The organism is Lysobacter sp. 22409, assembly GCF_052045105.1.
GTDB classification, from domain to species: domain Bacteria; phylum Pseudomonadota; class Gammaproteobacteria; order Xanthomonadales; family Xanthomonadaceae; genus Lysobacter; species Lysobacter antibioticus_B.
Genome location: NZ_JBQEOE010000004.1, coordinates 55757 through 70383, shown reverse-complemented (window position 1 = coordinate 70383; position 14627 = coordinate 55757). Strand labels below are relative to the sequence as shown.

Sequence of the window (14627 nt, the reverse complement as noted above, 5' to 3'; positions counted from 1 at the left end):
CGCCGCTCCTACCCCCGCGAAAACACGCCACTTCGATGAATGACATCGGCGTTGTTGCTCCTGGACATCCGCGGTCTCAGCTTCTGTCTCGCGGCGCGGCAACCGAGCACCACCGCCCCACCACCGATGGTCATGCCCACTTCCTGCCTATGGCCCGGCAACGGCTCTGGGAGGATATTCGTCGGCGTTCAGTCGATGAGGCCGCGCCGATGACATCTTCCTATCGCCTGCCGCTGGCCGGAGCGCTCGCCGCCCTGGCCTTCGCCGGCATGCACCTCGGCTTCGAATACTTCGATGGCGGCGTACGCAGCCATCATGTGTTGAACCGGGCCGACCTGCCCGAGATCTCCAACTGGTTCGGCTTGATCATCCTGCCCGCGCTCGGCTGGGCTTTCGGCGTCCGCCTCCGCAATCGTCCCGGCGCGCGCCGGGGCATCTGGGTCGGATTGGTCGCGTCGTTGGCGTACGGCGCGGCCCTGGCCGCCAGCTTCGAGCTCGGCGCCACCGACATCACCCAAGCGATCTTCTTCGGCCTGCTGCCGCTGGCGATCATCGCCCCGATCTATCGCGCCGAGTGCATGCTCGGCTTCGTCGCGGGCATGACCTTTACCTTCGGCGCGATCCTGCCCTGCATCTTCGCGGTCTTGTTCGCAGGTCTGTCGGCTGCGCTGCGCCTCGGTTTCGTCGCGATCCGGAAGCGGCTCCGCCCGGACCGCGGCGCCTCGGCGCCTGCATCAGGCAGTGGGCGTTGAACTCCGCCGGTACACCGTGCCGCCGATAGCTGCGACCCGAGCCGCGCTCACTCGCGCCGCTTGCGCGGCTTTTCCCGCACGCGTTTGCTGCCGCTGCCGCTGCGCTGGGTGTCTTCCAGGGCCAGCAGGCCGCTGTCGCTCATCTGCTCGATCCAGGTCAGGGCGTCGACGTAGGCCAGGAATTGCTGCAGGTACCCCGGCGACAGCTCGCTCATCAGGGTCAGCGAGCGGTGCACGAGCCTGCCGGAATTGAGCGGACCGGCATTCGCGGGCGACTGCTCCAGCGACTGGCGCAACTGACTCTCGACGCGGAGCTTCGACCACAGCGTACGGAACTCATCGAGCACGCCGAGCTCCGGAAACGATGCGCCGCTTGAAGCACCCCCGATTGCGAGGCCATCGCGCAGCGTGGCCCGATCGGCGATGTAGTCGACCAGACTGCTCAAGCCGGCACCAGCGCATGCATCCGCTGATGCGGCACCGGCGCCCACGGTCTTGGACGCGGCCTGTTCGAGATCGCCGGCGTAGGCGCCGATCAGTTCGGCCAAACGGCCATCGAGCAGACGCCGCACTTCGCCGCCATGGGCGGCGGCACGGCGCGCCAGGGCATCGATGCGACGAAAGCGCATCGGGCTCATGCGATCGGCGCCCTGTTCGCGCCAGGCATCGAGCATCGCCCGGGCCTGCAGTGGAGGATTACGGCTCACGGCGTGTCACGTCGCCTTGGACGGCTTCGGGATCGGGGCGATTTCCACGCGGCGGTTCTTGGCCCGCCCCTCTTCCTGCGCGTTCGAACTCACCGGCTGCTCGGAGCCGAACGCGGCGGCGAACACCGACGAGGCGGGCACGCCTTCGGCGATCAGGGTGCGGGTCACGGTCAGCGCGCGCCGTGCCGACAGCTCCCAGTTGTCGAGGAACTGGCGGTTGCCGTCGCGCACCTGGCGGTCGTCGGTGAAGCCGCTCACCATCAGGATTTCGTCGCGCGATTGCAGATATTCGGACAGCGGGCCGGCGAGGGTCTTCAACAGTTCGCGGCCTTCCGGCTGCAGGTGCTCGGAGTTCAGCGCGAACAAGACGCTGCCGCTGATGCCGATGCGGCCGTTGATCAGGGTCACCCGGCCCGCCGCCAGCGGCACGGCCAGCGCCTGCTCCAGGGTCTTGCGGCGTTGCGCTTCGAGCTGGCGCTGCTTCACTTCCTCGCCGAGCTTGTTCGAAAGCTGCAGTTGCACGCCGATCACGCCGACCAGGATCAGCACGAACACGCCGACCAGCACCGACATCAGGTCGCCGAACGCGGCCCAGATCGGCGCGTTGGATTCGGCGTCGCCGTCGATCTCCACGTTCATGCCGCCTGCGCTCCGACCGAAGCCTGCCGGTCGGCCAGCCGATGGATGTCGTCGATGATCTGTTTCTGCGCCAGCATGCTCAGGTCGATGACTTCCTTGGCCTGGGCCACGTAATAGGCCAGTTGCTCGTCGCTGCGCGCGAGCGACTTGTCCAGCGCGACCTCGACGCCTTGCAGGCGCTCGGCCAGTTTGTCGTTGGTCTCGCCGAACAACTGCACGGCCGCGCCGAAGGCATCGCCCAGGCTGGCCACTTCGACTGCGCCGGCGGCGATCTGCGCGCCGACCGTGCCGAGCTTGCCGGTCTCGGCTTCGATGTGATCGGTGAAACGGGTGCCGACGCGATCGAGCAGATCCGCCGAGGTCGCCACCAGTGCATCGACCGCGGTGCGCTGCTCGGTCGAGGCATGGTTGACTGCGTCGAGCAGGGTTTCCAGGGTGGCCAGCAGGCGATTGCGTTCGTCCAGCATCGCGGTGTCGCGGACCATGCTGTCGGACAGCTTCTGGCGCAGTTCGGCGATGACCTCAGCCGCCGCTTTAGGCGCTTCCGAGGCGGCGTCGACGAGACGCGCGATCTCGGCGATCGTGTCCTGGGCCTGGGCCTGGGTCCGGGTCGAGATATCCTGCGCGGTGCGCGCCAGCGTGTCGCAGATTTCCTGCTGCCGGCTCGCGACCTGTTCGCCGGTTTGCTGCCAGCGCTCGCCCAGAGCGGCGGTCATCGAACCGAAGTTCTCGGCCCAGGCCGCCAGGCGCTGTTGATCGCGCGATTCCAGTGCGTCCTGCAGTTGCTTATGCGCATCCTGCAGCGCGCCCACCAGGGACACGGCATGGTCCTCGAACGTCGCCGCGGCGGCGACCAGCGCCTGCTGGTTGCGCGCCGCCATCTCGTCGTTGGCGCTGAGCTGCTGCGACAAGGCTTGTTTCAAGGCGTCCGCAGCCTGGCCGGTGCTGGCGTCGAAACGCGTCGACAAGCTTTCCAGCAGGCCGGCGGCCCCTTGGTCGAAGCGGCTGCTGAAGCCTTGCAAGGTGTTGCCGAGCTCCTCGATCAGGCCTGCGTTGGACTGTCGCTGTTCGAGCATCGCCTGGCTCCAACTGGCCGCGGCGGTGGCGGTGGCGGTGGCAAAGCCCGCCGACAGCCCGTCGACCTGCTGCTGCACGGCCTGAGCCACGCTCTCGCGCAGCGCTCCGGTCTCGCGGGTAACGGTCTCGTGCAACACGCCCGTCTCGCGCGTGAGGGTCTGGTGCAGCGCGCCCGTCTCGCGCGCGATCGCCGCCATCGTGGTTTCCACGACCGGCTGCAGCACCGCGCTGGTGACACGCACGCTCTCGCCGATGCTCTCTTTCAACGACCGCTCCACCGACTCCGCCAGTTGGGCATAGGCCGCTTCGGTCCTGGCATGGAACGCGTTCTGGCCGGCGACCTGGCGCTCGTGTGCGAGCAGGCTCTGCTGCTCGATGGCCGCCATCGCCGCGGTCTCGCGCGCGATCGCCGCCATCGTGGTGTCGAGGATCGGTTGCAACGCCGCGCCGTTGACGCGCGCGCTCTCGTCGATGCTCTGCTTCAGCGACTGCTCGACCGACGTCGCCAGGCGGGCATAGGTCGCTTCGGTCTTGGCATGGAACGCGTCCTGACCGGCGAGCTGGCGCTCGTGCGCGAGCAGGCTTTGTTGCTCGATGGCCGCCATCATCGCCTGCAGGCGATCGACCAGCGCCGGCATCGTCTCGGTCTGGCGCTGCAGCAGCTTGAAGGCCTCCTCGCGCTGATGGACCTGCGAATGGCTGCGCAAGGTCGTCGCGATGGCGAGGTCCAAGCCTTGCACCGCCTGGCCGCGTTCGCGCCGGCACAGCGCGGACAACAGGCCGAGCATCGCCGAGGCGGCGACGCCCGCGATCGAGGTGCCGAACGCGAACGCCAGGCCGGTGACCGGGGCGGCGATCGAGTCGCGTATGGCCTGCAGGTCGGTCGCGCTTTGCAGCGCCAGGCCGGTGCCACGCAGGGTCGTCATCATGCCGAGCAAGGTGCCCAGCATGCCCAGCAACACCAGCAGGCCGACCAGATACGGCGTCAGCGCCGGCGCCGGCAGGGCCGTGCGCTCGCCCTCGATGCGCAGACGCGCGGCATTGCGCAGCGAAGGATGCAGACGCCCGAGCCAGTCGCCGAGGTTGGACGGCGGCGCCGACAACTCGGCGACCGCGCGCGTCAGCGTGACGGTGGCTTGCCGATAGCGGTACAGCTCGAATCCGCCGACGAGATAGCAAGCGGCGATCAACATCGCGACCGACAGCGCCAGGGCATTCGAACCGACGTAGCCGGCACCGACCCAGACTACGGCGAGCAAACCTGCGAGAAAGACAACGGGATAGAGCGAATTTCTGAACATGTTATCCGTGGGGACTGGTGCAAAGGGCCGCAAGCAGGCCCTGCGCAGGTTGTAGGCGAACATCCAATTCGGCGAGCAGCACCTTGTGCATGTCGTTGCGGAACGCCTCCAGCCAGAGGTCGGAAGCGGCCGCCGACGTATCGCCCGAGGTTTGCGCGTCGGCCGCGGCCTGACGCAGGCGCTCGAAATGCTGGCCGAGCAAGACCGGCCCGGCCGACCACAGCGTCCGCTCGCGCCGGCTCAGTGCCCGTTCCATGACCGTATCCACCGCCGCGAGCCGCTCCAGGCCGTCGCTGCGCAGCGCCAGCCGCGCGCGCAGCCGCTCGCGCAGGCGGCCGACGCCGGCCTCGATGCCCTGCTGCATCGCCAGATAGCGCTGGCGATAGAACGGGTAATCCAGGCTTTCCTCGGCGAACGCCTGCTCCGCCGCGGACAAGCCGGACCCGCTCGGCCTGGGGCCGAACGCACGATCGCCGGCGATGGCCTGCGCCAAGGCGTTGCGCACGCGGACGCATTCGTCTTCGTCGATGCGGGTCAGGGTACGTTCGTCGAGGACCGCCACGGGCGGCTTGCCGTCCAGCGCAGTGGACAACGCCACCGCGTGAGTCCAATCGATCCATAGACTCAGTTGATCCGACAACGATCGCGTGGGCTGGGGAAGGTCTGCAGCCGTCAGGCGAGCGAGCGAGCGGATGAACGTCGGGCCACGTACCGTCGCCCGTCGGGGTGCTTCCATCATTACTACTGGCTAAAAGATCGCCATTTTACACGTAATTGGAAATGCCCCACCGCTTGACAAGCCGCGAAGGACGGCAAGCCGGGAGCCCTCGAATACGGCCCGGCAGTCGATTCAGCCGGTTCATAAACAAGTGTGCTAAGCCATAGCGCACGTCGAAGCCCGCAACGACGGCGAGACGACGAGGCTGGGTTGGCAGGTCCGGCAACCGGGAGTATCGCGTCTGGAGCGAAAACAGTCTCGGCGCGAATAAAGCCTCAGGCCGCTTGCTCGAACAAAGCCAGAAACGCCCCGAATGCATTGCCGACCTGCTCGCAGGCCATGCTCGCGCGCAGATCGGACCAGTTGCAGCCGAACCAACCGAGCGGGACGCACAGGACTGCAAGGATCAGCAGGCTCGTCGTCGACGCCGCAATGCGTTTCCTGGCGATCTGGACGATGAGATCGACCAGAAACGAAACTATCAGGGTGACGCAGACGAAGGCGAGCAAGATCGCGATGCCGAGCCCGGTGTCGCCTCGATGCTCCTGCTCTCGGGCCTGCGCGAATGCGTATTGGGCGTAGGCATACAGGGCGACCAGCGGGGTGCTTGCGAGAAAGACGCGCAGCGCAATGGCAGCTGCGGTGCTGCCTAGTTTCGAAGTCATCATGCCAAGAGCCGGGCCGATTCGCGCTGCGATGCGCCATCGGACGGCCCGCCGCCCAGCCGCGCGACCTCGGTTGCGATTTCCCTTTTCATCACACGCATTCCCTTGCGACTGGACGACCTAGTCTAGCCCGTCGGACAAGGCCTCGGGCTCTGACTGGTGCATTCAGGCCGGAAACATCGCGGCCCGACTCACCGCAATGCAGATCCGAAGGTTCGGGCCAGCCTGACAGGGCGACCGGTACATCTCAGGGCGCAAGGGTGCGAGGACGCGATCCGCATCCCCTTGCGGACCGCATCGGGCGAATCACTGAATGACGTAGCCGGAGAACCGCCACAGGCCGTCTTCGTCCCGGCGCAGGGAGATCAGCTCTTTCGCCGTTCGCTTGCCCTGGAACTGGCTGGAGAACTCGATGCTGGCGTACAGGCCGGGCGGAAGCTGGGCGCCGTTGCCGACCACTTCGCGACGCACTCCTATCCAACTGCGCAAACTCGCCGTGCCCAGGGGCTTGCGGGTCCTGCCGACATAAGCGACGAAGTCCTCGCGCTTGGCCGAGCGCTTGGTCACGTTCGATGAGGCGTCCCAGAGCGCACCGGCCTGGTCGCGGTCGATCGCCTGCAGAAGTTGCAACGCGGTATTGGCCAAGGTATTCGGATCGACGTCGCGCGCAGCGGCCTGGTGCGCTGCCGGCGCCGGTCGCTGCGCTTGCGCCGGCGCCTGGGCGAGCGCCGTCGTGGACAGCAGGCCGATGGCCATCGTCAGCAGAATGCGTTTCATGGGCCTGATCTCGATCTCTCGTACGCTGGGGAAAGGCGGATGCAGCGGCGGTCCGACGGCGCGCGGGCCGCGTCCGCTCACTGCTCCACGTCGGCTGAAATCTCGACGCGGCGGTTGGGTTGCAGGCAGGCGATCAACGCGTCCCGCCCCTTCGCGGCTTCGCAGTGGCCGACCACCGGTTCCGACTCGCCCCGACCTTCCGCCGAGATGCGCTGCGCCGGCACGCCTTCGGCGATCAGCAGTCGGCGCACCGTTTCGGCGCGTTCGCGCGACAGCGAGTGGTTGGCCGCGTCGCTGCCGATCCGATCGGTATGCCCTGTCACCCGCACCTCGCGCAGGTCCTTGGCATCGAGCAAGGCCTTCGCGACGCGCGCAACCTCGGCCCGGCCTTCCGGCTGCAGATCGTCCAACCCGGCCCGGCCGAACGCGAACAAGGCATCGGCGGACAGGGTGAAACGACGCGACGCAGCCGCGGCTGGCGACGACGACGGCTCGGCCGCGACAGGCTCGCGCAACACATCGCCGCATGCTTCCGGCAGCCAGTAGAAACTTCGCGCCAGATAGTTCTGATCGAAGACGACCTTGTATTGGCAGGTGGTCACCCCGCCCTCGCGGCGGAAGTGAAACAGGTAGTCCCATTCCCGCACGCCGGCATAGCCTTCGCGAAAGTGCGGGCGCCCCAGCAGATGATAGAGCTGCTCCTTGCTGACGCCCGGCGCCACCTGGCGCAGGTCGTCCAGGTTCGGAAACGTTCCTTCCTTGAGCACAGCGCGTTCGACCGCCGGGAAGACCACCTCGCCCGGCACGCCGTCGGCGGAAATATCGCGGCTGACATGGCGGGTGCCGCATGCCGACAGCAGTCCCATCGCGACGCTGCATGCGATCGCGACGCCAGCGAACCGTTTGGCTTCCATAGATGATTCCTCGCTTTGACGGATGGCCATCGTCGCGCGCGTTTGGATCCGCGCTACCGGACGGCGTTTTGATACGTTTCGGATCGGTGGCCGCAGCGGCGCTCGGTCGCTCGCCATCGGCTATCGCGCCCCNGCGCGCCTGCCCTCACCACTGGATGCCGGCACCGACCGAGAAGCCCCAGTCGCGCGCGGTGTTTCCGCTGGCCTGGGCCTTGTAGACCCAGCGGCCGTTCTCGGTGATGCCCGACAGGCCGACCGCCATGCCGTATTCGCCCTGATAACCGCCGGCCGCCACCGCGAGCATGCTCTTGCCCGGCAGATAGGCCTGCGGCAGGCCCGCCATCGCCATCGCCGAGGAAGTGCCGGCACGGAAGTCCTTGCGCAGGGCCCACACGTCGTTGTCGAACTGCTCGAAACGAGCGTCGGTATAGGCCTTCGACTGATCGATGGCATGGTTCACGCCGGAGTTGAGCTGGCTCACGTTGACCGCATCGGTGCCGGCGATGCCGGGCGCCACACCGGTCAGGGTGCGGCCGCCCATGTTGACCTCGCCGGTAGAGGTGCTGCTGCCTACATAAGCGGCGTTGTAGCCGCGCTGCGCACCCACCGTGGTTGCCGACCCGGCGCCCAGCGCGACGCTGTTGGCGTGGCTCGCGGTCGCGCCGGTGCCCACGGCGGTGCTGGCGCTGCCGCTGGCCGTGCTCTGGTTGCCCACCGCCAGCGCGTTGTTGCCGCTCGCGACCGCACCGTCGCCACCGGCCGATGCGTTGGTGCCGGTCGGGCGCGGCTTGACCACGGCGTCCTCCTGACTGACCTGGAACATGCCGTCGGAGCCGTTCTGCACCCCGCTGATGCGGCCGTCGAAGGTATTGACGGTGTTGGTCAGGTTGGCCACGTTGCCTTCGACCTGGGTGATGCGGCCGTCGAAGCCGTTGATGGTACCGGTCAGATTGGCGATGTCGCCTTCGACGTTGGTCACTCGGCCATCCAGCGCGTTGACCGCCTGATTGGTCGCATGCAACTGCGAGCCGTTGACGGCATCGGTCGACGTCTCCGACAACCGTCCCGCGGCGACGTTGGTGAGGGTGCGCTCGGCGCCCACACTGCCCACGCTCACCGTTCCGACCGGCGCGCCGCCGGCGAAGTTATAGGTCGTACCGGCGATGGTGGCGCTGGCGGTGCCCACCGCGGCGGCGGTGGTCGAGCCCGCGCCGAGTGCCACGCTGTTGGCGTCGCCCGCGGTCGCGCCGGTGCCCATCGCCACTGCGTTCGCCGCGGTAGCGCTGGCGTTGACGCCCGATGCGATGGCGCCGGTCGCGGTGGCGCCGTTGTTGGCGTAGTTGCCGCCGGCGATGCCGCCGTCGTTGACGCTGTAGTAATGGGTGGAGCCTGCGGTGATCGCCTGGTTCAACTGGTCCAGGTTCACCGCATCGCCGCCGTTGATGCCGGCCGCCACGTTGGTGATGGTGGTGCCCCCGGCATTGATGCCGACGTTGGTGATGCTGGGGCCGCCGGCGATGGTCAGGCCGTTGGTGGTGATCGTGGTGTTGCCGACCACCACGCTGTTGAAGCTCGGGTCCGGCACCACGCCCACCGTCAGGGTACCGGTGGCGTCGTCGTAGGCGACCGTCGCGTTGCTGCCGGCGGCCACGGTCAGGGTTTCGCCCGGGCCGATGTTGCCGCCGTTGCCGCCGGCCGCGATGTTCCAGCCGGCGCTCGCGCTGTCGTTGATCTGGGTCAGCGCGTCCTGCACGTTGTTGTAGGTGTTGCCGCCCACCGCGAGCCCGGCGGTCACGGTATGGGTGACCGGGTTGTAGACCGAGCTGCCGCCGAGCGAGGCGGCGGTGTTGTTGCCGAGTTGGTCCAGATTGCCGCCGAGCGCGCCCACTGCCTGGTTGGTGGCGAACAACTGCGAGCCGTTGATCGCATCGGTGGACGCGGACGAGACCCTGCCTGCGGCGACATGGGTGATGGTGCGCTCGGCACCCGCTGCGCCGACGCTGACCGTGCTGGTCGGCGCGGTGCCGGCGTAGCTGTAGGCGACGCCGTCGATGCTGTCGCCGGCGGTCGCCACCACGGTGTCGGTGATCGAGCCCGAGCCCAGGGCCACGTCGCCGGCCTGGGCGGCGGCGGTCGCGCCGAAACCCACCGCGGTGGCCGCACCAGTGCCGGCCACCGCACCGACGCCGGCGGCCAGGGCATTGATGCCTGTTGCGCCGTCGTTGTTGTAGTTGCCGCCGATCGCACCGTTGTCGTTGACGCTGTAGTAGTGCGTCCGCACCGCCGTCGTCGCGTCGGTCAATTGACTGACGTTGACCGCATCCGTACCGGCCACGCCGGGCGCCACGTTGGCGATGACCAGGCCGCCGGCATTGATGCCGGTCGTGGTGATGCTGGGCCCGCCGGTGATGGTCAGGCCGTTGCTGTTGAGCAGGCTGTTGCCGGCGGTGACGCTGTCGACGGTGATGTCGTCGGCCAGGTCGAAGTTGACGTTGTCGTCGGTCGCGGCCTTCGCGACCACGATGTTGCCGTCGGTGTTGCGCAAGTCGACGGCTTCGCCGGGCGCCACGTTGCTGGCGTTGGCGCCCTGTGCGCTGAGGTTCCATCCGGCGCTGGCGGTGGTGGCGACTGCCTCGATCGCCTGATTGGTCGCGAACAACTGCGAGCCGTTGATGGCATCGGTCGAGGCACCGGAGATCCGACCCGCCGCCACGTTGGTGAGGGTCCGCTCGTTGCCGGCCGAGCCCACGCTGACCGTGCTGGTTGGTGCGACACCGGCGAAGTTGTAGGTCACCCCGTCGATGGTCGTGCTCGGGGTGGCGACCGCGACCGCCGTCGTCGATCCCGAGCCCAGCGCCACGTCGCGTGCGTTGTTGGCCACGGCGCTATCGCCGAATGCCACCGCGCCGGCCGCCAGCGCGCTGCTGGTGTGGCCGATGGCGACGCTGCCCTGGCCGACCACCGTGTTCTGGAAGCCGATGCCGACCGCGCCTTGCGCGGCGACGCCGGCCACACCCACGGCCTGGCCGCCGCCGCCGACCATGTTGGTGTTGCCCATCGCCACCGAGCCGTTGCCGGTGGCGGTGTTGTCGAGGCCTTGCGCGATCGCGCCGTTGCCGGTGGCGGTGTTCGGATCGCCGATCGCCACTGCGCCGTCGCCGCTGGCGAAATTGCCGGCGCCGATGGCGACCGCGCGGCCGCCGGTGGCGGTCGAGTTGGTGCCGATCGCGACCGCGTCGGCGGCATCGGCGACCGCGTTGCGGCCGGCGGCGAAAGCGTTCTCCGCGCTGGCGTTGGCGCCCGAACCGGCGGCGAAGGCGAAGTTGCCGCCGGCGCTGGAACTGACGCCGACCGCGGTGGCGTTGCCGCCGGTCGCGCTGGACAAGGTGCCCAGGGCGCTCGCGCCGGCCCCGGTGGCGCTGGCGCTGGCGCCGAGCGCGACGGCATTGATGTTGTTGGCGACCGTGCCGCTGCCCAGCGCCATCGAGCTCAGGCCCGACGCGGCCGCATTCAGGCCGAGCGCGATCGCCGACTGCGCAGAGGCATTGGCCTGTGCGCCGAACGCGACCGAACTCGGCCCGCTGGCGCGCGCGCTCGGCCCGATCGCGGCCGAGTCGACGCCCGTGGCCGCGCTCAGCCGCCCGACTGCGATGGCGTATTGCTCGGACGCGGTGACGTCGGTGCCGATGGCGACGGCGCCGAAGCCGGTGGCTCCGGTACCCGCGACGGTGCGCGAGCCCAGGTAGAGCGAATTGAGATTGGACGCGATGGATTGGAAACCGATCGCGATGGCGTTCTGGCCGCCGGCGAAGGTGCCGGTGCCCTGGGCGATGGTGTCGAGCACCGCCGCGTTCGCTTGGTAGCCCAGGGCGACGCTGCGCAATCCGGCCGCGGTCGAGCTGCCGCCGAAGGAAACCGCGGCGACCCCGGTCGCGCGGGCCACGGTGCCGATGGCGATGGAGCCGTCGGCGCCCGAGGTCGCGTCGGTGCCGATGCCGATCGAGCCGCCGCCAAGCGAGCCGGTACCGGCCGCGGTGCGCGCACCGAGGTAGATGGAATTGACGCCGGTGGTATAGGCCCCGAACCCGACCGAGATCGAATTCTGCGCGGCGCTGTGCGAGGCATAGCCGACGGCGAGCCCGCCAAGCACGTCGGAGGTGGCCAGAGAGCCCAGCGCGGTGGCGCCGATGCCGGAAGCGCGCGAGCCCAAGCCCATGCACGAGGCGGTACCGTTGTACAGATTGTAAGGCGGCCCGCTGCAATCCACGGCCTGCGCCTGCGCGGTCGGGGCCCACCCCACCGCGCCCATCGTCGCCAGCGCGGCCAGGATCCCGGCGCACAACGTTCCCGCCGAATACGAAGCCCTGTTACCGCTGCCGGCGGCCTGGCCACGCGGCGCGGCCAGTTCCGAAGCGACCACCAGCCGATTGAGCGATCGGCTCCATACCACGCTGTAGATTTTGTTCATTACTCGTTTCCCCAGTTGCACGCCAATCCGATGGGCCGCGGGATGAAGGTGATGCGGTGTCGCCTGTGAAGTGTTTCGAGAGGCATCGCGAGGGCCGTCGTGGCGACGCAGTGCCGGCGCAGCAGTGCTCGTGCGCTGCTCGTGCGACCGGTACGGCTGCGCCCTCGACGAAGTTCGGCCGGATTCCGGATCAGGCACCATCGCTAAGCGCGTCGTGCCGGACCCCGAGGGCTTGCGCGCTCCGCGACCGCCGACAAAGCAGACCCAAGCGCCGGATTCCTGCGTCGTGGTGACGACCCGTGCGCCGCTTGGCTGCTTGATGCACGACCCGGTCCTGGCGGCCCGAAGCCTGCACTCGTGTTGCATGGAGCGGCGCGCTGCGTGGCAAACACTAGTGACCGGGCATGGCGATTACACGCACCAGGCTTCACGAAAAATTTCAGCCTTTCGCCCTTGCGTCACAGGCGGGATCGCGATATCCGTCTCGTCTGCATCGGAGCGTGCGTCGACTTTGCGCGGCTGTTTCGACATCGCCGCCGCGATGCCGCGGGGCGTATGCGGGCGACGACGGCCGTCGGCATCGCATCCAGGCCGCGCGCCATCCCAGCGTTGAGCGCGTCGACGCATCGACCCGCCGTAACGCGAGTACGCGGCCCGATGTCCATGACGGACAGACGACCAAGGATCGTGTGCGCTCGGGTCGCGACGGCACAGCGCTTGGCCAAGGGGGCGTTCGTCGAAGCCCTGTCGGCCATCGTCGGCCGGTTTGCGCAGGGCGGCCGCCACCGACACGAGCCGGGCCGATACGCCGCGGTATCCATCGGCGAATTCGAATCCTCACCCACGGTGAGGATTCGATCGCCGGGTTTGCGCGATTCGGCCGCCCGGAGCCGCATGAAGGGTGATACGGATCGCAGTTCTTCGCCGGAAGCGGTGGTTGTCCGCGTCCTGTCTGATCGCGGTGCTAGGCTGCCTAGCGGTAGTCATACAAGGAAGGGGACCCGTCCTGCCGGGCCCGGCGCAGCGACCGCGCAGGCGCCGGATCGGAACGGTCCGACCGCTGCTCGGCCGCCCCGTCGCGACGCCCGAGTGCCCCGGCCTTCAACCGCTGTCCTGCATCAACCGTATCGATGACCGCTCGCAAATCGCTTCCTCTCCTCTGGCATCGCTTCATCGGCTGGATGCAACGCGTGCCCATCCGCGCGGCGCGCGACAAACGCAATGCCATGGCGCTGCAAGCGATACTCGCCGTCGTCGCGGTCACCACGCTGTTGATGGCGATCGGCTCCTGCGCCGCCGCGCCGGACATGGCGGGCTATACGGAGCACTGGCTGCTGCTGATCGTCAGCGCCTACACCTGGGCGTGTTTCTATCTGCTGCGCCACGGGCTGTTCCGCTTGTCGACCAGCCTGACCGTCATCGGCGGCGTGATCCTGATGGCCGTGAGTTACCACGCCTACGGATTGCGCTCGCAGTCCGGGCTGCAGATCACCCACCTGCTGCCCCTGTTGTTGTCGGGATTGTTCCTGGGCAGGACCGCGGTCTGGTGGACCGCTCTGGCCTATGCGGCCGCACTCGCGATCGGGGCGCGCACCGACCTGCAACTCGCGACCGATTCCATGCAGGCCTCGGAAGCCTCGACCAACCTGCTTTTGTCGGGGATGAATTTTCTCGTCCTGGTGGCGATCCTGGACCGCTTGATCCTGTCGTCGCGACGGGCGATCAGCCGCAGCGAAGAACTCAACGCGCTGTGCCTGGAGCTGCAGCGCCAAGTGGAAGAGAAAGAACGCGCCTACGAGCGTCTGGTGCAGACGCAGAAAATGGAAACCATCGGCCGGCTTTCGACCGGCATCGCCCACGACTTCAATGCCATCCTCAGCGTGATCCTGGGCCACGCCACCTCGGTGGGCCGGCGCGGCGACATCGACGCGGTGCTGCCGGGCATACGCCAGGCGGCGCGCAGCGGCGCCACCCTCACCCGGCGCCTGCTGAGCTTCAGCCGCACGCACACGCGACACCTGTCCACCTTCGATCTCGCCGAAGCGATCGAAGAAGTGCGGCCGTTGATCCTGCCGATATTCCCGCGCGCGATCGAAGTATCGCTGGATACCTCGGTCTCGGGCCTGTGGGTCAAGGCCGACCGCGACGAACTGGTACTGGCGCTGTTGAACGTGGCCAGCAACGCCAGCGATGCGATGCCGCAGGGCGGCCGTTTCACGTTGTCGCTTCAGGCCGACGGCGATCACGCCTGCATCGGCTTGGAAGACACCGGCATCGGCATGACGCCGGAAGTGCTCGCGCGCTTGTACGAGCCGTTCTTCACCACCAAGCCCCGGGACCAGGGCACCGGCATCGGCATGGCGACCGTGCATCGCTTCGTCGCCGACCACGGCGGCGCGATAACGGCCGACAGCGCCCCCGGCGCGGGCACCCGCATCCGAATCCGTTTGCCGCTGGCCGAGCCCGAAGACGGCCTTCGGGACGAGGCCGGTTGGGAGTTTGCGCAGACACCGCACAGGACGGGCCCTGACGAGATCTCGGCGGCGGTAGCGGCGGAGTCGGCCATGACGCGCCACGCCGCCGCCCCCTGATCGCCGCGACCGCGCAGC

The 14627-nt window shown here is 68.3% G+C and carries 10 protein-coding genes; 2 read left to right on the top strand and 8 right to left on the bottom strand.

Translation table 11 applies throughout. The annotated features are described in order from the left end of the window. Positions 1–752, top strand: a 752-nt coding sequence (locus ACTJJK_RS03295) for a hypothetical protein (protein ID WP_440729460.1), incomplete at its 5' end; no start/stop codon positions are given. A gap of 47 nt (positions 753–799) precedes the next feature. Here the strand turns inward: ACTJJK_RS03295 and ACTJJK_RS03290 are convergent. From ACTJJK_RS03290 to ACTJJK_RS03255, 8 genes are all read right to left on the bottom strand, one after another. Continuing rightward, positions 800–1459, bottom strand: coding sequence for a DUF2894 domain-containing protein (locus ACTJJK_RS03290; RefSeq protein WP_223620835.1), 660 nt, complete (start codon positions 1457–1459; stop codon positions 800–802). A gap of 6 nt (positions 1460–1465) precedes the next feature. Then, on the bottom strand, positions 1466–2098 hold the full coding sequence (locus ACTJJK_RS03285; RefSeq protein ID WP_031371865.1) for an OmpA family protein: 633 nt from the start codon (positions 2096–2098) through the stop codon (positions 1466–1468). Then, positions 2095–4476 carry a DUF802 domain-containing protein gene (locus tag ACTJJK_RS03280; RefSeq protein ID WP_440729459.1) on the bottom strand — a complete coding sequence of 794 codons (2382 nt, stop codon included), beginning with the start codon at positions 4474–4476 and terminating at the stop codon, positions 2095–2097. The genes ACTJJK_RS03285 and ACTJJK_RS03280 overlap by 4 nt, the downstream gene beginning before the upstream one ends. Before the next feature lies 1 nt (position 4477). Beyond that, positions 4478–5212 (bottom strand): DUF3348 domain-containing protein, encoded by a 735-nt coding sequence (locus ACTJJK_RS03275; RefSeq protein ID WP_440729458.1) that lies wholly within the window; start codon positions 5210–5212, stop codon positions 4478–4480. Positions 5213–5469: 257 nt separating this feature from the next. Further along, the gene (locus tag ACTJJK_RS03270) at positions 5470–5862 is read right to left on the bottom strand and encodes a hypothetical protein (protein WP_440729457.1); all 393 of its coding nucleotides are present in this window, start codon (positions 5860–5862) and stop codon (positions 5470–5472) included. Positions 5863–6165: 303 nt separating this feature from the next. After that, positions 6166–6636 (bottom strand): DUF4019 domain-containing protein, encoded by a 471-nt coding sequence (locus tag ACTJJK_RS03265; protein ID WP_440729456.1) that lies wholly within the window; start codon positions 6634–6636, stop codon positions 6166–6168. A gap of 77 nt (positions 6637–6713) precedes the next feature. Beyond that, the gene (locus ACTJJK_RS03260) at positions 6714–7550 is read right to left on the bottom strand and encodes an OmpA family protein (protein WP_440729455.1); all 837 of its coding nucleotides are present in this window, start codon (positions 7548–7550) and stop codon (positions 6714–6716) included. 145 nt (positions 7551–7695) lie between these two features. Then, complete coding sequence (locus ACTJJK_RS03255) at positions 7696–12018, bottom strand: YadA-like family protein (RefSeq protein WP_440729454.1); 4323 nt, start codon at positions 12016–12018, stop codon at positions 7696–7698. Between the two features lie 1190 nt (positions 12019–13208). On the opposite strand from ACTJJK_RS03255, the gene ACTJJK_RS03250 reads away from it, so the two are divergent. Continuing rightward, positions 13209–14609, top strand: coding sequence for a sensor histidine kinase (locus tag ACTJJK_RS03250; RefSeq protein ID WP_440729453.1), 1401 nt, complete (start codon positions 13209–13211; stop codon positions 14607–14609). Positions 14610–14627: the final 18 nt, after the last annotated feature.

Bases quoted from the DNA above. Each gene is read 5' to 3' on its own strand.
- ACTJJK_RS03255 (WP_440729454.1), bottom strand. From the start codon at position 12,018: ATGAACAAAATCTACAGCGTGGTATGGAGCCGATCGCTCAATCGGCTG.
- ACTJJK_RS03280 (WP_440729459.1), bottom strand. From the start codon at position 4,476: ATGTTCAGAAATTCGCTCTATCCCGTTGTCTTTCTCGCAGGTTTGCTC.
- ACTJJK_RS03265 (WP_440729456.1), bottom strand. From the start codon at position 6,636: ATGAAACGCATTCTGCTGACGATGGCCATCGGCCTGCTGTCCACGACG.
- ACTJJK_RS03285 (WP_031371865.1), bottom strand. From the start codon at position 2,098: ATGAACGTGGAGATCGACGGCGACGCCGAATCCAACGCGCCGATCTGG.
- ACTJJK_RS03260 (WP_440729455.1), bottom strand. From the start codon at position 7,550: ATGGAAGCCAAACGGTTCGCTGGCGTCGCGATCGCATGCAGCGTCGCG.
- ACTJJK_RS03275 (WP_440729458.1), bottom strand. From the start codon at position 5,212: ATGGAAGCACCCCGACGGGCGACGGTACGTGGCCCGACGTTCATCCGC.
- ACTJJK_RS03270 (WP_440729457.1), bottom strand. From the start codon at position 5,862: ATGATGACTTCGAAACTAGGCAGCACCGCAGCTGCCATTGCGCTGCGC.